Origin of the sequence: Segetibacter aerophilus, assembly GCF_007991655.1 — a bacterium.
In the GTDB taxonomy this organism is placed as follows: domain Bacteria; phylum Bacteroidota; class Bacteroidia; order Chitinophagales; family Chitinophagaceae; genus Segetibacter; species Segetibacter aerophilus.
In genome coordinates, this window is record NZ_BJYT01000036.1 from 1 (window position 1) to 20,347 (window position 20,347).

General features: G+C 41.8%; 13 protein-coding genes. 4 read left to right on the forward strand and 9 right to left on the reverse strand.

Annotated elements, in window-relative coordinates; translation table 11 throughout:
* Positions 1-525: 525 nt before the first annotated feature.
* On the forward strand, positions 526-1,746 hold the full coding sequence (locus SAE01_RS22780; protein WP_246113313.1) for an aminopeptidase: 1,221 nt from the start codon (positions 526-528) through the stop codon (positions 1,744-1,746).
* Between the two features lie 122 nt (positions 1,747-1,868).
* On the opposite strand, the gene SAE01_RS22785 is transcribed toward SAE01_RS22780, so the two are convergent.
* Positions 1,869-2,717, reverse strand: coding sequence for a helix-turn-helix domain-containing protein (locus tag SAE01_RS22785; protein WP_147206145.1), 849 nt, complete (start codon positions 2,715-2,717; stop codon positions 1,869-1,871).
* 81 nt (positions 2,718-2,798) lie between these two features.
* On the opposite strand from SAE01_RS22785, the gene SAE01_RS22790 reads away from it, so the two are divergent.
* Complete coding sequence (locus SAE01_RS22790; RefSeq protein ID WP_170234252.1) at positions 2,799-3,926, forward strand: 3-keto-disaccharide hydrolase; 1,128 nt, start codon at positions 2,799-2,801, stop codon at positions 3,924-3,926.
* A gap of 153 nt (positions 3,927-4,079) precedes the next feature.
* Here SAE01_RS22790 and SAE01_RS22795 read toward each other — a convergent pair whose 3' ends face one another.
* From SAE01_RS22795 to SAE01_RS22825, 7 genes are all read right to left on the reverse strand, one after another.
* Complete coding sequence (locus SAE01_RS22795) at positions 4,080-4,751, reverse strand: carbonic anhydrase family protein (RefSeq protein ID WP_147206147.1); 672 nt, start codon at positions 4,749-4,751, stop codon at positions 4,080-4,082.
* A 19-nt stretch (positions 4,752-4,770) separates the two neighbouring features.
* Positions 4,771-6,405: a SulP family inorganic anion transporter gene (locus tag SAE01_RS22800; RefSeq protein WP_147206148.1), complete on the reverse strand. Its 1,635-nt coding sequence runs from the start codon at positions 6,403-6,405 to the stop codon at positions 4,771-4,773.
* Positions 6,406-6,598: 193 nt separating this feature from the next.
* A complete protein-coding gene (locus tag SAE01_RS22805; protein ID WP_170234253.1) occupies positions 6,599-6,832 on the reverse strand; it encodes a hypothetical protein in 234 nt (77 codons plus the stop codon).
* Positions 6,833-7,074: 242 nt separating this feature from the next.
* Positions 7,075-8,616, reverse strand: coding sequence for a bifunctional GNAT family N-acetyltransferase/carbon-nitrogen hydrolase family protein (locus SAE01_RS22810; protein WP_147206150.1), 1,542 nt, complete (start codon positions 8,614-8,616; stop codon positions 7,075-7,077).
* A 142-nt stretch (positions 8,617-8,758) separates the two neighbouring features.
* Positions 8,759-8,956 (reverse strand): hypothetical protein, encoded by a 198-nt coding sequence (locus tag SAE01_RS22815; protein WP_147206151.1) that lies wholly within the window; start codon positions 8,954-8,956, stop codon positions 8,759-8,761.
* Positions 8,957-9,216: 260 nt separating this feature from the next.
* Entirely contained in the window at positions 9,217-11,223 is a 2,007-nt protein-coding gene (locus SAE01_RS22820; RefSeq protein WP_147206152.1) for a RagB/SusD family nutrient uptake outer membrane protein, read from the reverse strand.
* Between the two features lie 19 nt (positions 11,224-11,242).
* Complete coding sequence (locus SAE01_RS22825; RefSeq protein WP_147206153.1) at positions 11,243-14,353, reverse strand: SusC/RagA family TonB-linked outer membrane protein; 3,111 nt, start codon at positions 14,351-14,353, stop codon at positions 11,243-11,245.
* 550 nt (positions 14,354-14,903) lie between these two features.
* On the opposite strand from SAE01_RS22825, the gene SAE01_RS22830 reads away from it, so the two are divergent.
* Together SAE01_RS22830 and SAE01_RS22835 are read left to right on the forward strand one after the other, a co-directional pair.
* Complete coding sequence (locus SAE01_RS22830) at positions 14,904-16,586, forward strand: tetratricopeptide repeat protein (protein WP_147206154.1); 1,683 nt, start codon at positions 14,904-14,906, stop codon at positions 16,584-16,586.
* 71 nt (positions 16,587-16,657) lie between these two features.
* Positions 16,658-19,870: a S41 family peptidase gene (locus SAE01_RS22835; RefSeq protein WP_147206155.1), complete on the forward strand. Its 3,213-nt coding sequence runs from the start codon at positions 16,658-16,660 to the stop codon at positions 19,868-19,870.
* A 116-nt stretch (positions 19,871-19,986) separates the two neighbouring features.
* Here the strand turns inward: SAE01_RS22835 and SAE01_RS22840 are convergent, their stop codons facing one another.
* Positions 19,987-20,286, reverse strand: coding sequence for a hypothetical protein (locus tag SAE01_RS22840; protein WP_147206156.1), 300 nt, complete (start codon positions 20,284-20,286; stop codon positions 19,987-19,989).
* Positions 20,287-20,347 lie beyond the last annotated feature (61 nt).

A 20,347-nucleotide genomic window follows, 5' to 3' on the forward strand; every position in this document is an offset into this window, starting at 1 on the left:
GGAATCCTTTGAACATGGTAAGTATGCGAGCATTTGTATTTTAATTCTTCACTAGAATATTTTCTTTTTTGCTTGCCCCCCGAAACAAAAAAAGGCCTCCGAAAACGAAACAGCCCGTTTTCGGAACTGGTATTTCAATTAGACTTTCGTAGTACTGTGGTGAAGGACAGTTGAGCCTTGATGCTTTGACTGTTTTTCAGCTCTGTTTCATTTTAGAAGACAAAAAAGAAAAGGCATGAAAATTAACTGCTGAAGCCACAGTAGCACTACAGCTAAATCAAGGAACAACGAAAGGGACGGGCTGTTATCGTTCCTTTCTTGAATTTTCTTTGGTTACTTTCTTTGTTTCAAGACAAAGAAAGTGACAAGCTGAGCAACGTGCTTTTTGGAAAATGGACTCTGTTGAACATGGGTAAGTATGCGAGCATTTGTATTTGTGTTTTCATAAGCATAAAAAGGAAAAGTAGTTACAGTTTTACTTTGCCCAGCCCTACATAACTTCGTTTGTTTCAAACTAGAATATTTATGATGAAGCTCGATGAAAGCCTGCTGAAAAAATATGCGCAGGTGATGGTGCACTATGCTTTAAATAACGGTAATGGTATCAGTAAAGGCGACACCGTTTTCCTTATTGGACAAGAGTGTACTAAAGACCTTTTTACGGCTATTGCCAGAGAGATCTATGGTGCGGGAGGAAACGTAATTTCCAATTATCAACCCGACAACACAAGGGATAATAGTCTTCCCCGCTTCTTGCTTCAGAATGGTAGCGACGAACAAATTAGTTTTTTTGCCAGGCCTTACTGGCAAGGAATAGTTGATGCTACGGATCATATTCTCTTTATTATTTCCGAGCCTGATATTCACTACCTCGAAGGAATTCCTTCGGCGAAGATTAGCATGATGAACAGCGCAAGGGCGCCGTACATGAAGATGCGGGAAATGAAAGAGCAGGCAGGAAAGCTGTCCTGGTCGCTTTGCCTCTATGGTACTCAATCGATGGCTGATGAGGCCGGGCTGACGTTGGAAGAGTACTGGGAGCAAATTATCGAAGCATGTTACCTGCGGGAGGACGACCCGGTAACAAAATGGAAGGCCGTACAAAAAGAGATAGAGGACATAAAAGATAAGCTGGATGCATTGGAGATTGAGAAGCTGCACATAAAAGGTGAGGATGTAGATCTCGAAGTGCAAATAGGTCAACATCGTAAATGGTTAAGTGGTGGAGGAAAGAATATTCCGAGCTTCGAAATTTTTACATCGCCGGATTGGAGAGGCACTAATGGGTATATCAACTTTAATCAGCCACTGTATTATTCGGGCAAGCGTATAGCAGGCGTATCTCTTCAATTTGAAAACGGGATAGTGGTGGCCTCGTCTGCTTCGGAAAATGAAGATGCTTTGAAGGAAATGATTTCACAAGAGAATGCGGATAAGGTGGGAGAATTTTCACTAACAGACAGGCGTCATTCGCGCATTACAAAGTTCATGGCCACTACGCTTTTTGATGAAAATACAGGAGGTGAATTTGGAAACACACACATAGCACTTGGCAATGCTTATAAGGATACTTTCGCAGGAGATATGTCAACTGTATCAGACGAACAATGGGCGGAGATGGGTTACAACAGTTGTCCAAAAGTGCACACCGATATCATTAGCACTACCAACAGAACGGTGACAGCAACCTTGCGTGATAATACCCAAACAGTTATTTATGAAGAAGGGCAATTTGTATTGGATTAGCTATAACTGTATGTAAGGAACGAAGTAAATGGTATTACCAATCGCGGATTTCAAAATTCTTATGAAACCATATTTTAAGTCAAAAACATTAAAAGCTTAGAGGTATGAGAATAGCCCTGTTTCTATGATACCTTCTGCTTTCTGTAATCCCTGGGGGCAATGGCGTAGTGTTTTTTGAAAGTTTTGTTGAAATGGCTTTCATCACTAAAGCCAAACTCGTGAGCAATTTGTGAGATGCTCTTTTCGCTATATTTCAAACGGTTTTCAACCTGCGTAAGCTTGTACTTTAAAATATACTGTTGTAATGCTTCGCCCGCTTGCTTCTTGAAATAGGTGCTGAGGTAACTGGGTGAATAATGAAAAACTTCGGCAAGATGTTCAACTCGCAGTTTTTCCGGAATACAGATATTTGTCCTGATATGCACCAATAACGCTTCAAACAAAGAAGACGCAACTTCCTTTGTTTCATGTACCGGCTCCATAATTAAGTTACGGGCTATGATACTAAGGATAGCTTTCATTAAGCCATCCATTACTGCTTCGAAAAACCCGTGCTGCCTGTTTTCGTATTCCTCTATGAGCACCGTCAACAAGTGATCGAGCCGCATTTTGTCCTGCTCATTTTTTACCACTGCCCCGTTAGACTGATAAGGCGTGTTAAGCAACAACTCTATTGTCTTTAGCCAGTCCTGTTGCTTTGCCGAAGACGCTTGTTTTATAAAAACTTCCGTGAACCGGATGTAGTTGAAACAGGTATGTTGTTCTATTTCGAAATAGTGATAATCTTCATGCCCTAGCAGGAAAACATCTCCACTCTTATAAAAAAATTCATTGCCATTGATGTAATGCTTGCCGGTGCCTTCCCTTATAAAAATAATCTCGAAGTAGCTGTGCTTATGAACAGGATGCTCCCATGCGTCTGCATCAAAGCAATACACGTTGAAAGGTTCATATTGAAGATAGCGCCGCATAAAAATGAAACTACCAATAATCCTTGAATTTGTACAAATAGCACCGTAAGAATGGCTGGTACTTTTGAAAAAATTAATATTATGAAACAGGTTCTGCTACATGTAAAATTTCAAACCCATATTGTATTAAGATTATTTCTGTTAACAGTAATGCCAGCCTTTATCAGCTATAACACAATTGCGCAAAAACAAAGCAATGGATGGAAGAGCTTATTTAACGGTAAGGATTTGAGTAACTGGGGAACTTACTTACGTCCCTCCGAAGCGCCAGCCGATAAACAGCCTATCGGTTTAAACAAAGATCCGCATGGCGTTTTTACTGTCGACAACGGGATGATACATATTTCGGGTCAAGATTGGGGTGGCATGTTTACTAATGAATCTTACAGCAATTATCATTTGCGTTTCGACGTAAGATTCGGAGAAAAGAAATGGGCTCCAAGGGAAAACGTGGTGGCCGATGGCGGCCTGTTATTTCATTGTTCACTTCCTTACGATTTTGGCTCGACATGTTGGATGCGAAGTCTTGAATTGCAGATACAGGAAACGGACGTAGCCGATTACCATAACGTGGGTGCAGGTATTCCGGAAATACAAATTTCAAAGGGGAAAGATGGAAATGATCCAGTCGATCAATATGATCCTTCCGCCCCATTTCAACTTACAAAAAACAGGGTTTATCGTTCCACTAATTTTGAAAGTCCGCATGGTGAATGGACAAAAGTAGACCTGGTAGCTCGTGGTGCAGATGCAGTATTTATCGTAAATGGATTTGTTGTAAACCGAATTTATAATATTTACAGAACGGACCTGAATGAACAAACAACCAGTGGACAGCTACAGTTTCAAAGCGAGGGAGCAGAGCATTTTTTGAGGGATATTCAATTACGATCAATTGACTTTAATGTGTCAAAAACACCGAAACTAGCAAGCAATAAAAACGAGATAGCGATAAATGCAACGCCGCAACAACTTCAAATAACCAACCAGGGCGATGCTGTAGAATTAATAGGTGCTGAACTGTTAGGTAAAAATCTTGAAGCGTTTATTGTGAAGCTTCCAGCCTTTCCGATGGTACTTGCAAAAGGCGGAAAGATCAGTATTCCTGTTTCTGTAAAACCCGGTTATGCAGCTACCAAAGTGCAGCTTAAGTTGGAGACAGTACTTGGACCAGTTAAAAATTTTAGTGTGTTGTTAAGTGCACAGTAAATAAATGTAGGATGAAACCATTTCGAAGAGAAGGCCAAAGCATTAAAAGGTAGTATGCCTAGGTAGCGCTATTAAGTAATCAAGAAAATAAAGGAAGGAACTTGTTATCGTTCCTTCCTTTATCTCTTCGCTGCAACAATCACTTTTCTATCTTTATGCCATCATCAATTCTGCTCCTTTGGGTTCATTTATAATCACGGTCTCTTCATAAAACTCAGTGTTGCCGGATGTAACATCATACATTGCACCGCAGATTCCTATTTTCCCTTCTTCTACCATCTCGCGAATGATGTTGCTTCTATTCAAGATCTCCTCCACATTTCTTATTACATTAATTCTTGAGACGTTCTCTACAAATTCCGGGTTGGCTGAAGTTCGGTTTTCAGTCGTGGTCTTTTCGGCCTGTACTGCCGGCTGTATTTTAGAAAGCAGCTTAGATAAGTGGCCCATTTCTACATGGTCGCATGCACCTTTTACAGCTCCGCATTTTGTATGACCTAATACGAGAATAAATTTAGAACCCGCAATCTTACAGGCGAATTCCATACTGCCCAAAATATCATCATTAATTACGTTGCCAGCTATACGCACACTAAAAATATCTCCAAGCCCCTGGTCAAAAATTAGTTCTGCCGATGTTCGGCTGTCTATGCAACTTAAGATTACTTCAAACGGCCATTGTCCCTCGCTCGTATTGTTTACCTGCTCAAGCAAGTTGCGGTTTACTTTCAGGTTTTGTACAAACCGTTTATTACCTTCTTGCAATATTTCCAGCGCTTCTTTTGGAGTGATCTTTTCCTGTAATTCTTTACTTAAAGTTCTCATGACTTAAAAATTTAAAGGGTTAATTATAAACCAGTATTCCGGTTTCTTGATTAGTAAAACTTTCATTTCTATCAGTAAAAGCTTGCCTTTCAGATATAACATGATGCGTGTTGTCGATCTTGTATTTTTCCCGCAAACCAGTAAGTATACAATCTATATTTTTTTCAGGTGCTTTGATATTTTTAAACTCCTTAATCAACTCCAGCACATCATAATCGATATACGTTGTTTTAGTAGCATCTATAACAACTTTTGAATTTGCAGGCAAATGGTTCAAAGTAAGTTTAATACTTGCCTTATTTAAAAACGATACCTCTTCCGACAACTGAATTCTTATTACCTCGCCTTCATGATGATTTTCTTTATGGAAGTAATAAGAGTTTTTCATGTTGCCGTAAAGTATTGCAACCATGCTTGTTAGTAGTCCTAAACCTACACCCGTCAACAGGTCAGTGAAAACTACTGCAACAACTGTTACTATAAAAGGAACCCACTGGTATTTTCCGTTTGCAAACATTTCCTTGAAGATTGAAATACGGGCCAGCTTATAACCGGTAATTAATAAAATGGCTGCCAGCGCACCCAACGGAATCATATTTAGAACACCGGGTATAAATGCGGAACAAACCAGTATTAATGTACCGTGAATAATAGTAGATGCTTTTGTTTGAGCACCTGCATTTATGTTTGCGGAAGAACGTACAATCACGCTTGTAACGGGCAGGCCACCCAGCAAACCGGAAACCATATTACCAATTCCTTGCGCCTTTAGTTCTCGATTTTGGTTAGTTGCCCTCCGTAAGCGATCCATCTTGTCTACAGCTTCGATACAAAGTAAAGTTTCAATTGAAGCTACTGCAGCAATTGTGAAAGCTGTTATGATCACATCTTTATTTGTAATAGCTGAAAAATTGGGGAGGGTAAATAATCCAAGAAATTCATCGAAACTACCGGCAACGGGCACTTGTACCAGGTGCTCTTTTTCAACTGCAATTGCTGGGAAAAAAGCATTGAACAAGTTGTTGAGCAGAACACTTACAACCACTGCAGCCAATGCACCGGGAACTACTTTAAAGCGTTTCATAAAGGGCTTTTCCCACAGAACCAGAATTGTTAATGCTACTAATGTAATAATGGTAACGCCAATGTGGATGTGTTGTAAAGGCTCTAAAAGCGCAGAGAAAGTATTGTTTCCATTAGCTTGCTGAAACGCTGTTTCTCCTTCGGCGTCTTTATCGTAGCCAAAAGCGTGGGGTATTTGTTTTAGAATAATGATAACACCAATAGCGGTAAGCATCCCCTTGATAACGCTTCCAGGAAAGTAATTGGCAATACTACCGGCTTTTAAGAAACCCAGTAGAAGTTGGATAAGGCCGGCTAAAAATACGGCTGCCAAAAATGTTTCAAAAGCACCAAGCCTGGTTATACCGGCTAACACAATAGCAGTTAAACCTGCCGCAGGGCCACTAACGCTTAACTGCGAATTACTTAAACTACCGATAACAATACCACCGACAATACCGGCAATTAAACCACTAAAAAAGGGCGCACCTGAAGCAAGTGCAATACCCAGGCATAATGGTACTGCCACTAAAAAAACAACTATACTAGAGGGAATGTCATATTTAAGATTTGTAAACACAGACTTTTTCATAACCTGCTTATTAAAGTTTGTGGAATGAATAAAACTCGGGTTGTAAGAAGCTGTTTGAAGAACTTTTGCTTGGCTGCAATTGTTTTTCAAAGCATCATTTTCACTTCGCTTCAATGGTTGTGCAGTTGCAAACCTTAATGCAGGGAGTTAAAAAAGAAATTCAACAGCTTCTACTGTAGTAGAAGAAGAGAGGTTACACAAGGTCGGGAGGAGGGGTATTAGGCTGGTCAAAAAAACTCTGATAGGGATTATGATGTCTTAAAGGTATTTTGCAAGAGGCTATATTAGGTGTTATGCCAGGGCGAAACAAATGATAAACAGGGAAATTATCCTCGCCACTTTGCTTGTCTGTTTTTTTCTCCGCTTTTTCTTTCCCGTCTTCATTATCATCAAGAAGAACTTTCTCCAGTTCGGATTTGAGCATCATAAGGCCATTTCCGGTAATAATTTTTAACCCCGAACTAAAAAGTAATATGGTTAGTACAAACTTCAGCATAAGACTTTACAAAAATAGGAATAGCAAACTTTATGCGATTTTAAAAAACTGTTGCTAAAAGGTTTTAACTAACCAACATATCTCATTCGTAATATGCAGGAATGAAATATTGACAGCGCTTTCTATTTGTCTAAACAGGTTATAGTGACAAAAGGTTCAATTAATCGAAGGGCCTACTTTTTACTCTTATTGATGATCTTATAAATGTCTGTTCTCCTGTCTTTAAGATTTCTAACTGCGCCGAAACTATGCAGTTCTTTCAATAGGTCTACATCCACGTCGGCAATTAGCGTCGTCTCGGTATTTGGTGTTGCTTCCGCTTTGATCCCATTACTTGGAAAGGAAAAATCAGAAGGTGTAAACACGGCAGACTGAGCATATTGAATATCCATATTATGAACTTTTGGAAGGTTCCCTACACTTCCGGCTATGGCAACATAACACTCGTTTTCTATTGCCCTCGCCTGTGCGCAACTACGAACACGCGTGTATCCATTTTGGGTATCAGTCATAAAGGGTACAAAAAGAATTTGCATTCCTTGTTCGGCCAATAGTCGCGGCAGTTCGGGAAACTCAACATCATAACAAATGAGGATACCGATTTTACCGCAATCAGTATCATAAGTAGCAATAGAATCACCGCCGATCATTCCCCACGAACTCTTCTCGGCAGGGGTCAGGTGAATTTTCTGGTACATCTCGTATGAGCCATCACGTCGGCACAGGTAGCCCACATTGTGCAGTGTTCCATTGTCGAGATAAGGCATGCTTCCCGTAATAATGTTTATGTTGTAGCTGACCGCATACTCCATAAACTTATCCCGCAGAGGCACTGTGCATTTGGCTATTTCGCGCATGGCTTCTGCTCCACTCATATGATTGTAAGCAGTCATCAAAGGGGCGTTAAACAACTCGGGAAATAGGATAAAGTCGCTCTGATAGTCGCTCACGACATCCACGAAAAACTCTATTTGTTCGCACAACGACTCGAGGTTTGGAAAAGGTCTCATTTGCCATTGTACTAAGCCTAGTCTTATAATAGATTTTTTGGAGTTAATGTGTGCAGCCTCCTCATTGTAGTAGATGTTGTTCCATTCTAAAAGCGAGGCGTATTCGAGGGACTCAGTATCACCTGCCAGGTAGCCTTTTAAAATTTTCTTTACGTGGAAATCATTGGCCAACTGGAATGATAGGGTAGGGTCATGGATCTCTTTTCCCTTCACCTTATCAAGGTACTCTTTCGGGGAAAGTTTGTCTGCATAATCTTTGTACTTGGGGATGCGGCCGCCTGCTATTATTGCTCTTAGATTGTGTCTTTCACATATTTCCTTTCTGGCGTCATACAACCTTCTTCCGATGCGCATTCCACGGTATTCAGGATGTACAAAAAAGTCGATGCCGTATAAGACATCTCCTTTTGGGTCATGTGTCGAAAACGTATAATTGCCCGTTATTTGTTCATAGGTGTGATTGTCACCAAACTGGTCATAATTTACAATTAGAGACAACGCACATCCTGCTATTGAGCCATTGACTACCAGGCAAATCTGCCCTTCGGGAAATATCTCAACCAGCTTGCTGATGTGTGACTCACCCCAAAAAGATGCACCTTCCCAATCTGAATACGCTTCAATCATCGATGATTGCAAACCCAAATAATCATCCTTCGTAAGTGTTCGTAACTCAATCTTTAAATCCTCGTTCTTTGTTTCCATTTGCTGCAATTTAGTCTTGCTTTTCTACAATAGCCGCAACGCTGTTGCTTATAAACGCAACTTTCACTTATGAAGTCTTCAAAAAGACAATGCCGCAAACAGCATTTGCGGCATCGAAGGTTAATTCCCTTTGCAGACTCGATCAATCATTTGCGGCGCCATCGGATATTGTTTTGCTTCCGCCTTTGCCATCGCTTCCTGCTGCACTTTGACCGTTGTCGTCCCTGCTATTTTTGGTAGCACTGGCAGTACCCTTTTTAGGTGTGGAAGCTACGGTTGAGCTTTTCTTTTTCTGTACGATGCCTGATTGGCCTTTGCTTTTATTTCCCTGGTTTGGCATAATTGAAAGTTTTAAATAAAACTGTGAAAAGATGGTGCCATTTCGTAATGTGTTGCTAACGCTACGCTTTTACCAGGGACGAAGCAATGTTGTTGACGAACATCAACAGTGCTTATTGGTCGTGTAGCAAATTTGTTAGGAGGGAAGTAGTTTTTATGCAGGGTCGCCTCTCAACAAGTCTCATTAAAAAAGCCGCTGAAATTTCAGCGGCTTCAAACATATAAAAGTTTGAGTTGGTTCTAACGCAGTTAAATGAGCAACTAGTAACCCGGGTTTTGCATTGTTTGTTTCTGTGATGATGTTAAGGCTAAACCTGCCGCTTGAATTCCATCAAGGAAAGTTTGTGGTATCGGACGTAAAACGTGTAAAGGTTTTACATTAGGTCCACCTTCGAGGTTAAAGGTTTGAACTCTTTTAACCAGGGTTTGTGTTCTTGCCAAATCTTCCCAACGTTTATACTCACCACATAATTCACGTGAGCGCTCGTTAAGAACAAAGCATAACATTCTGTCATAAGCACCTGAAACGCCCAAGGCATTAATGATGTATTCATCTTGTGGAGGTAATGTAGCAGTGTTAGTAACAGCTAAACTTGCAGACGCAGCGGTGGTTACGGGAATGTTATTCGACTCATAATATGAATTTGCAGGAAAAAATGAATTTCCAACTCCAGGGGTTTGAAGTGAAGCGGATTGTAAAGTGTTTCCTCCATCATAATACAATGAACGGTTTTCTCCGTTACTATACTGCGCTCTGGTGCGAACCGCATTAATATAGGGCAACGCATCGGCATAGCTACCCTGCCCGGCCTGGGCCAACCTGATCTTTGCTTCTGCAGCTATTAAATAAGTCTCGGCCGACCTGGCCAAATTAAAATCTCTGTGGCCTACAACATCATTTAAAGCCTTTCTTGAACCATCAATGTGTTTACTTAGAGATGGAAAACTCTGCCCTGCAGTAGTAAGGTCTGTATTTAGAGCACCGTCTGTCGTTCTGCCGGCAGGATAAGCCACGTAAGTAGTTGGTATATTTCTTCCTGTACCATTAACATCCTTAACAAGACTGAAACTTGTATTACGTATTGTTGAGGTAGTTATTTTTGATAGTGGAAACCGCGTATCGCCCGGTTGATTTATCACAAACATCAGCCCTAAATCACCCTTAACATTTGGGGCAACCGGTGTTGCTCCGTTTAAAGCGCTTTTTGTTCTGAAGGATTTCCAAAACCTTGAATCATTCACCAGGTCATAAGCACGATAGATGAAATAAGTAGTTGCTAACCTGCTAAAAGGTCTGTCACCGGTCAGGTCACGAGCCATCTGGTCCTGCACGTCATATCTTGAAACGAAGTACAAATGTTGGGTATTGCCGTTACCGAGATTGGTATTTACATCATTGGTAAACTGGGCAGAAAGAATAAGCTCGGGCAAAGTTTCATTGGCAGAGTTTATGGCTGTATAATTCCACAGACTTCCAAAATTTGAAGCCAAGGGGTGACGAGCAATTACCTGGTCGCAAAGTGGACCAATAGCCGTTAAATCGGCCACCTTGGTATCGGTGTTCCAGGCATTATTTATTTCACTTGCTCTAAACAAGTATGCTTTTGCTAAATAATGGGCAGCGGCGTCCTGGGTAATACGATAAGGGCTACCGGTAGTCGGCAACAGTTTTAAAGCATTTGTTAGGTCAGAAATTATCTGAGCACAAACTTCTTTTGGTGTAGCTCTTGTAAACTCTACCTGTACAGTCGAAACCGGTGTAAGTTGTAATGGTACGCCGCCGTATTGGCTTACCAATCTCAAATAATTGTAGGCACGCATAAAGTAACCTTCTCCTAAAGCTGTACTCTTGATAGCGGCAGAAGTAGAGGTACTGTTTGTGCAATTTTCAATTAACAAATTAGCATCTCCAATTCCTGTGTAAAGCGCATCCCACTGTAAATTATTACCGGCAGTATTTCCAGAAGTCGCTATTGCCGAGTTGTATGTCGCGTCGTAATTGTTCCATTGTGAATTGGAAGGGTCTCCGCCAATATGAAATTCATCAGTTCCATAGTTAGTAGAGGCATAGTTCCATTCGCCATTGAACGGGGCATTAAAAACCTGGTAGTATGCACCTACCGCTAATTGCTGTATTCCTGCATCAGTTTTATAAAAATCAGTACTCCTTGCAGTGGTAAGTGTTTCCTTCAAAAAATCCTTATTGCACGATGAAGCAAAGACCAGCGTGGCAATAACCATTAGTTTATTAAGAGAAATATTTTTCATATAGTTCAAAGTTTTCTTATTAAAATGATGCATTGATTCCAATTGTGATGCCCCTGTTGTAGGTAGGCGAAACGACATCCATATCCAGGTAGTCTATCTTAGAGAACAGCATCCCTGGATTTGCCACTTGTACATATGCTTTTAAACTTGACACACCTGATTTGCCTAAAGCTTCACTACCCAGTGTATAACCCAGCGATATGTTGCGGACTTTAATAAAAGAAGCTTGCAGATAGCCTAAAGCAGGAAAATAGGGGTCTTGTGCGGCACCTCCTGCATTAAATATTGGTTTCTGAAAATCTGCATTCGTATTATTTTCAGTATAATAATTAATCTGTCTTGTCACACCACGTGCTGTCTGTCCTTCACCGCCCGCGTTATACAAATAACTCAATCGTCCATACAAAAAGATAGACAAATCAAAGCCTTTATAATTGATGGAATTTGTCATACCAACCACCCAGCGCGGTCTTGTCGAACCAATAATCTGGCGATCGTTGTTTGGATCAATTTTATTATCACCGTTAAGGTCAGCAACTTTTACATTACCTGCAGAAAACGTATTGGTAGTATAACCTTTCATTAGGGCAGAATCACCAGCCTGCCATAGCCCTAACGATTTATAACCATAAATGACCCCTACCGGCTGACCAATAAACCAGTTGTTGTTTATATCATCCTGGTTACCGTTTGATAATGTTACGATGCGGTCTTTTTGCCAGGCAGCATTTATGGTAGTAGTCCACTGTAAATCTTTTTGATTGATGTTGACTGTGGTTATATTAATGTCAACGCCACGGTTAGCTGTTTTTCCGACGTTAGCGAAAGTGGTAGTAAACCCTGTTACTGTAGGAATAGACCGTTGCATCAACAAATCGGTCGTTTTGGAAGTGTAGTAGTCAATGCTGCCTGAAACCCTTCTTCTAAAGACAGAAAAATCTAAACCATAATTGTATTGGGTCGTTTTTTCCCATTCCAGTTCTTTGTTTGCAAGTATTGAATTAGGAATTGAACCGGCAGTATTGTTAGCTCCAAAAGGGTAGAATAGAGAAGTTACTGCACCCTGTGTTGAATACGGTGCGATAGCAGAGTTTCCTGTAACCCCGGCTCCAATTCTCAACTTTAAATCATCAACCCATCCTACTCTCATGAATTTTTCTTTGTTAATTCTCCAGGCTAGAGCCGCTGATGGGAACAAGGAGTATTTATGCCCTTCAGCGAGCTGTGATGCTCCATCATCGCGAGCTGAAATGGTTAAGAGGTATTTATCCTTGAAGCTGTAATTCAGTCTTGCCATATAGGATAATAACTGTTGCTGAACTATGTTAGAGCTGGTACTTAGTGACCCGGTTACAGTTCCGCTTGAAAGGGCGTTCCATAATTGCGAAGGCAGGGGGATACCATTGCCTGTTATCGTGCTCGTATCTCTTGTATATGCTGTCTGACTTTGCAATAAGGTTAAACCGAAACTATGATCGCCGACGGTTTTGTCGTAATAAAGCAAATGATCTAGTGTATATGAAAATGTTTTATGATTGATAAGGGAAGCATAGTTTGTGCTTCCACCGTTTGCTACTGAGTTAGCATCTATATAAAGCCCGTCGCGATAAGAAGAAAAATCAGGGCCAAAATTCAGGCGATATCTTAATCCCTTTAATGCCGGGATAATTGAACCAAAATTTAGCTGGGTGTACAAACTACCAAATGCCCTGAGTGTTACTCTCTGATCCCTGTTGTAGTTCCATTCATCAACTATGTTTTTATAAGAATTATCGCCGCCCGGAAATAGAATTCTTGCACCCGAAGAATCGTAGGGAACTGCATAGGGGAATAATCCTCTTGCGCTTTCATATAAACCGCCTGCAGGAGTACCTATAGTGGCAACGTTGGTGGGCGACTGGCCATACTCCTGCGCACTGTAGGTAACGCTAATATTATTACCGAAAGAAAGCCATTTTGTAGCTGCGAAGTCTACATTCACTTTTGCTGAGTATCTTTTAAAAGATTGCCCCCTTATGGTACCAGTATTATTTAAATAACCAAAAGAGCCATACGCTTTTATTTTATCAGTTCCACCACTTACACTAATAGTATTGTCTGAGGTAAGTGATTGCTGTTTTACTAAACCGCGCCAGTCGGTAGTTGCTACCTTTGAACCGTCCCACGTACCCGACGCCCAGCCCTGCGCAATATTTGCCCAGGCAAAGGGATCAGCAGTTGCAGCAAAATAGGTTCTGTCGTTGGCAATATTTGGCTGATCTCCCCTGGGATAAGTACTAATACCCGTTGTTCTGTTTAAACCGGCATAATAATAGGCCCATCTGCGGAAAGTAATGAAATCAGCAGCGTTAAACATTTTCTCCCTATCAACTATGTTTTCAAATCTAAATGAACTATTTAAGTTTAAGGTTAGCCTGCCAGTCTTACCTTGCTTTGTAGTAACAATAACAACACCATTGGCGCCACGTGAGCCGTAAATAGCGGTTGCAGATGCGTCTTTCAGAACATCGATGGTTTCAATATCATTTGGATTAATACTTTCAATACCCCCGGTTATTAATGGAATTCCATCAACCACAAATAAAGGTGAGTTCGATGCAGTTAATGAACGCACACCACGGATAGTGATGTTACCAAGTGTGCCTGGCCGCTCACTTGAAGTAATATCAACGCCGGCAACCTTACCCTGCATTGCTTCCAATGCATTTGTTACCGGCCTCGATTTGATATCCTTTTGATTAATGCCGGCAACTGCACCGGTCACGTCTTTCCTTTTCACGGACCCGTAGCCTATTACAACCACGTCTTCAAGTGACTTTGAAAGGGGCACGAGCGAAACAGCAAGGGTGGTCTGGTTCTGCAGCTTTATTTCCTGCTCGGTAAATCCCACATAGCTAAACACGAGAGTTTCTTTGCCGGTTGCGACAGGAATAGAAAAGGCGCCGGTGCCGTCTGTAACCACCGCTTTTGAAGCATTGCCTTTAACACCAACGGTAACCCCTGCAAGCCCATTGCCTGCGTCGTCGGTTACCCTACCGGAGACCGCAATACTTTGTGCTTTAATAGAGAAAAAAGAAGTTAGAAAGAAGAGGAGAAGAATGCAATTCTTCTTTAGCAAATTGTTGTTCATACGGCAGCGTTAGTTTAGTTGTTTGGGGATACAGTAGTCCTATTCAATATTACGTAAGAGACAGGGTTAAAGAAATAAAAATTATGCAATCGATTGCGAAGTAATATACGGATCAATTTAATGCTGTAAAATAAATCAAATAACTCTATTTTTCATATTCACAGGATCAATGCTTTAGGTAGCAATGATAAGCCGGTCTAGGGCAAATTTTTTCTAAGGGCGTGACTTTGATTAAAGGTTAGCTTATGCTTTTGAAGGATAGACAATTTATAAAATGACCGCTCATGTTCCCTTATAGAACAACACAACGTTGCAACAGTTATTGGTTGTCTCACAAGGATCTAGCAAAAGTGTCTTTAGTAGATCACGTTGTTTTATATTGAAGCTTTTTGTAAATTACTAGCACTTAGAATTAACAGGAATAGGAGCAAAGACTTGTTACCAGGGAATTTTGAAAAAGCCGCACAAACTACTTCGTATCTCACAACACGCTTGTGTATTTTAAAGTTGCTAAATCATCATCCGCTAACGCATTTTAACCAGCTATGAAATGAAGACTAAAAATTACCTATGGCTGTTTGTTTTAATCACAGTTTCTATAGTCGCTTGCAAGAACGATACTCCTGAGGTTTCCCAAAAAAAGATCGATGAAATAAATCTTAAAAGAGGAGACATTATTTCGTGTAGCCCGGGAAAGGAGGAGTTTGGTACGCTTGAATTTGAGACATCATGTAAAGGCAAGGCCAAAGACAACTTCACTACTGCTGTAAAAATGTTGCACTCGTTTGAATACGAAGAAGCTGAAAAAATGTTCGCAAAAGTCATCGATGAAGAACCCGGATGTGCGATGGCTTACTGGGGAGTAGCGATGTCTAATTTTCATCCGTTGTGGAGTCCGGCAACTCCTGAAGAATTGAAGAAAGGAAATAAAGCCCTTGAAATTGCTCAAACTATACCAGGCAAAACCAACAGAGAAGAAGGGTACATTAATGCAATTGCAGCATACTATAACAACTGGGAAAAGACAGACCATCGAACACGTTGTCTTAAGTTTGAAGCGGCGATGAAGGCACTACATTCAGCCAATCCTGAAGACAACGAGGCCACCATTTTTTATGCACTGGCGTTAGATGCGGCGGCAGATCCTTCAGACAAGACTTATTCAAAACAAAAAGAGGCAGGAGATTTATTGAACGCCTTGTATACTAAGTTTCCAAACCATCCCGGTATAGTTCATTATATCATTCATACTTACGATTCGCCTGAACTTGCAGAGCGGGCTTTGCCTGCCGCAAGAAAATATGCTGCTGTTGCTCCTTCATCGGCTCATGCACTGCACATGCCTTCTCATATTTTTACCCGGTTAGGACTTTGGGATGAAGGTATTCAATCAAATATTAGCTCTGTATCGTCAGCGAAATGTTATGCGGAAGCTGGAGGTATCAAAGGGCATTGGGACGAAGAGCTTCACGGCCTCGACTACCTGGTTTATAGCTATTTGCAAAAAGGGGATAATATTCATGCAAAGCAGCAACTCGATTATTTCAACACGATTACAGAAGTACATCCTGCCAATTTTAAAATAGCTTATGCGTTTGCCGCTATTCCTGCACGTTATGTTATTGAGAATAAACTATGGAAAGAAGCAGCGAACCTACCTTTTCATAAAGCGAACTTCGACTGGGAAAAATATCAGTGGGAAAAAGCAATCACACATTTTGCACGGTTACTAGGAAGTGTAAATACAGGAAACCTTGCCGCAGCAAAGGTTGAATTGACAGCGCTGCAACAAGCGCAAAATAAATTGTCAGAACAAAAAGATGCCTTCAAATCAAACAAAGTACAAGTGCAGGCAAAAGCCGGCGAAGCATGGATTCTTTTTAAAGAAGGAAAGAATGATGAAGCTCTACAACTGATGAAGGCTGCCGCGGACCTCGAAGACAAAACAGGTAAGCATCCGGTCACACCTGGTGATGTAATTCCTGCGAGGGAGCTATTAGGCAATATGCTGATGCAAATGAAAAAATCTGCTGAAGCTTTGAATGTTTACAAGGCAAGTTTGCGAAATACACCAAACCGGTTCAATGGCGTGTATGGAGCATACACTGCCGCCAAGGAATCAGGAAACTCAACGCAAGCAAAAGAATATTCTAATCAACTTATACAAATTGCCCAATCAACTAATTCTGACAGACCTGAAGTGGCTTCGGTTAAAACTTTTTTAAAGGGGTAATACCAAAGAGCGCTTACATTAGCTGAAACTCACGCAATACCACGTCTGTTACTTCCATCAAAACTTACCTTATGATCACTGCACACAAAGCGGCTATACCTATCCTTGTTGTATTTTTATTAGCCACACAAATTGTCCCCGCTCAGCCTACGCGGCTGCTACGTCAACCAGCTATCAGTGCAACGCAAATTGCTTTTGAATATGGAGGCGACATTTGGGTAACGCCAAAAAGCGGTGGTGATGCACGACGCATTACCAGCACTGCTGCAGTAGAGGGCAACCCTCACTTTTCGCCTGATGGAAACTCGATAGCATTTAGCTCCGACAGGTCAGGTGTTACGCAGGTATATATAGTGCCGGCAGCAGGCGGTTCTCCCATACGCCTTACCTGGTACCCTGCGCCATCTGTACCACGAGGATGGACACCAGATGGTAAACAGGTGTTGTATGCATCAACACGGGAAACTGCACCATCTGCTTATAATCGTCTCTGGACAGTTTCAACAAAAGGTGGCCCATCTACTTTGCTTCCGGCTCCCTGGGCTTTTGATGGCAATTATTCGCCTGATGGAAACAAACTTTGCGTTGACAGGGTAAGCAGGTGGGATGTAGAGTGGAGGCATTACAGGGGCGGGCAAAATACTCCCTTACAGGTACTCGACCTCAAGACTTTGACGGAGCAATCAATACCTACAAACGGCAGTATGGACATACATCCACTTTGGATGAATAATGAAGTCTTTTTTCTTTCTGACAGAAATTTTATCATGAATGTATGGGCCTTTAATCCAACATCAGGAGCGGTTCGTGAAGTGACTAATTTAAAAAGCGGCGACATTAAATGGTTAGAGGGCAACGGAAAAGAACTCGTGTACGAGCACAACGGATATGTACATACACTTGATCCTGCCACTGGTCAAAGCAAGCAGTTGGACATAACAGTTACAGGCGATTTTCCATGGGCAGAAACCCGCACACAAAATGTAACCACGGAGATAACGAATGCTTCATTATCGCCTACAGGCAAACGAATCTTACTCGAAGCCAGGGGTGAAGTATTTACAGTACCTGTTGAAAACGGCGATCCAAGAAACCTGACACGCTCCTCAGGATCCGCAGATCGCAGACCTATGTGGTCACCCGATGGCAGAGAGATAGCGTGGTTTTCAGATAGAGACGGGCAGGGATATGCCCTTTACATAACTGACCAGGAAGGTATAAAGGAACCGAGAAAAATCTCTCTTGGTAAAAGCAAACTAGGATGGGATGGTACCTGGTCACCCAATGGTAAATACATAGCTTTTACCGACAATGCGGTAAGACTAAAAATGGTTGAATTATCCAGCGGCAACACGACCACGATCGATATAGGCGGAACAAATCTCGACAGGGGAAATATGAACCTCACCTGGTCGCCCGATAGTAAGTGGCTTGCCTATACCAAATCGTCTCCCAACAATTTCAGAAGCATTATGCTGTGGTCGGTAGATACTAAAAAGACCGCTCCTCTCAGCGACCCCATGGCTGATGCCATCTCGCCTGTTTGGGACCTAAACGGGCGATACCTTTATTTTTTAGCCAGTACCAATGTTGCATTAGGTTCTGGATGGGCCAACACAAGTTCTCAGCAGGCACGTCCAACCTTTGGTGTATACATGACCATTCTACGTAAAGAAGATCCTAACCCTTTTCCGCTTAAGACAGACGAAGAGCCAGACACTACCAGCAAACCAAAAACAAAGGATACTACTGTTTACAAAGGGGTAAAAATAGATTGGGAACATATAGACAGGCGCATTATAGCTATGCCAATACCGGTAGGAAATTATGATGGTTTACTCGCTGGTCCTAAAGGCAGTGTATTCATTGCATCAGGACCAACACTAAGCCTGTACACGGTGGCAGCAAAGAAGATGGAGGAAATGGTTAAAGGTGGTTCACAATATGCAGTTTCGGCAAATGGAGAAAAACTGCTCTTTAAGGCTGGAAGTAGCTGGCGGGTAGTTTCTACAGCCAAGCCTCCATCGCCTACTGAGGGTACGGTTGGTATGACCCTTAGAATGGAGCTGAACCGGCTCGAAGAATGGAAGCAAATCTTTGCAGAAGCATGGCGCTACGAGCGCGATTATTTTTACGATAGAAACATGCATGGAAGAAACTGGCAGGAGGTCTGGGACCAATATGCACCGCTTGCTCCGTATGTCAGGCACCGCAGCGATCTCAATTATCTCCTCGATATGTTGGGCGGAGAAGTTTCGGTAGGGCACAGCTTTGTCCGAGGTGGAAACTATCCTGAAGTAGATACATCACGCACAGGTGTGTTAGGTGCTGATCTTATACAAACCGATGGACGGTGGAAGATCAAGAGAATTTATACAACCGAAAGCTGGAACCCCGGTCTTGTTGCTCCACTTGCGCAGCCTAACTTAAAAGTGCAGGAAGGCGATTATATCATTGCCATTAATGGCGAAAACCTCACTGCCAACAAGGATCCGTATGAATTACTAAACACCACTGCAAAGGTTCAAACTGTATTAACGATTAATAATAAGCCAACGACAGAAGGTTCATGGACCATAAGGGTGCAACCTACGGAAAGTGAAAGTGCGTTGAGGCAGCTTGCATGGGTAGAAGATAACCGCAGGAAAGTTGATGAATTATCTAAAGGCAAGTTGGCGTATGTGTGGGTTCCAAATACCGGCGGGCCGGGTTTCAATAACTTTAACCGCTACTATTTTGCGCAGCAGGATAAGCAAGGCGCAGTGATAGATGAGCGCTTCAATGGCGGAGGTTTATTAGACGATTATATGGTCGATCTCATGGTTCGCCGCCTTCGTGCAGCACTTACCAATGAAGTACCCAATGGTGCCCCGCTCAGGTTACCTGCCGGCATTCTTGGCCCAAAGGTTTTATTAATCAATGAACTGGCAGGATCAGGAGGCGATTTCTTTCCATGGATCTTTCGCCAGCAAAAAGTAGGACCACTTATCGGGACCCGTACATGGGGAGGCCTGGTAAAGTCTTCTGTGCATTATGCTTTTGTAGATGGAGGCGCAATGACAGCCCCCGACAATGGCGTATTTGACCCGATCAACAACAAATGGGTAGCAGAAAATATGGGTGTTGCCCCCGATATAGAACAAAAAATTACAGCAGCAGCCGTAGCGAAAGGCAAAGATCTGCAACTTGAAAAAGCCGTTGAAGAAACGTTGAAACTATTAGAAAAAGAACCATGGCCTTCCGTTAAAAATCCACCGTATTCTACACCTGCACGAAAGCTGTAGGGGGAGATTGATTTATAAGTGAAAGAGCGTTATTGCAGGGAAGTTACCCGTCATTGCGAGGAACGAAGCAATCTCATGAACCCGTTTTAAGGAAATGGAAAAACCTGCAAGGAAATCTAAAAACCCTTAAGGATATCAGAAAAACCTGCAAGGAAATCAGAGAAACCTTCAGGGAAAACGGAAAAACCCTCAACGAAATCGGAAAAACCTTCAATTAAATCGGAAAAACCCTCAATGAAATCGAAAAAAGCTTCAATGAAATCAGAAAAACCTTGAATGAAATCGGAAAAAGCTTCAAGTAAATCAGAAAAACGTTCAAGGAAATTGGAAAAACCTTCAATCAAATCGGAAAAAGCTTCAGGGAAATCAGAAATACTTTTAAGGATTTGGACACCGTACGTTGGAAATTGAGGCAAGCACAGAGGAAAGCTAATTGTAAAGAAGATTTCTATGAACCAAACAACAGTGCTCTATGAA

Excerpts from the sequence above, each read along its gene's own strand:
- SAE01_RS22780 (WP_246113313.1), top strand. The coding sequence starts at position 526 with ATGATGAAGCTCGATGAAAGCCTGCTGAAAAAATATGCGCAGGTGATG.
- SAE01_RS22785 (WP_147206145.1), bottom strand. The coding sequence starts at position 2,717 with ATGCGGCGCTATCTTCAATATGAACCTTTCAACGTGTATTGCTTTGAT.
- SAE01_RS22790 (WP_170234252.1), top strand. The coding sequence starts at position 2,799 with ATGAAACAGGTTCTGCTACATGTAAAATTTCAAACCCATATTGTATTA.
- SAE01_RS22795 (WP_147206147.1), bottom strand. The coding sequence starts at position 4,751 with ATGAGAACTTTAAGTAAAGAATTACAGGAAAAGATCACTCCAAAAGAA.
- SAE01_RS22800 (WP_147206148.1), bottom strand. The coding sequence starts at position 6,405 with ATGAAAAAGTCTGTGTTTACAAATCTTAAATATGACATTCCCTCTAGT.
- SAE01_RS22805 (WP_170234253.1), bottom strand. The coding sequence starts at position 6,832 with ATGATGCTCAAATCCGAACTGGAGAAAGTTCTTCTTGATGATAATGAA.
- SAE01_RS22810 (WP_147206150.1), bottom strand. The coding sequence starts at position 8,616 with ATGGAAACAAAGAACGAGGATTTAAAGATTGAGTTACGAACACTTACG.
- SAE01_RS22815 (WP_147206151.1), bottom strand. The coding sequence starts at position 8,956 with ATGCCAAACCAGGGAAATAAAAGCAAAGGCCAATCAGGCATCGTACAG.
- SAE01_RS22820 (WP_147206152.1), bottom strand. The coding sequence starts at position 11,223 with ATGAAAAATATTTCTCTTAATAAACTAATGGTTATTGCCACGCTGGTC.
- SAE01_RS22825 (WP_147206153.1), bottom strand. The coding sequence starts at position 14,353 with ATGAACAACAATTTGCTAAAGAAGAATTGCATTCTTCTCCTCTTCTTT.
- SAE01_RS22830 (WP_147206154.1), top strand. The coding sequence starts at position 14,904 with ATGAAGACTAAAAATTACCTATGGCTGTTTGTTTTAATCACAGTTTCT.
- SAE01_RS22835 (WP_147206155.1), top strand. The coding sequence starts at position 16,658 with ATGATCACTGCACACAAAGCGGCTATACCTATCCTTGTTGTATTTTTA.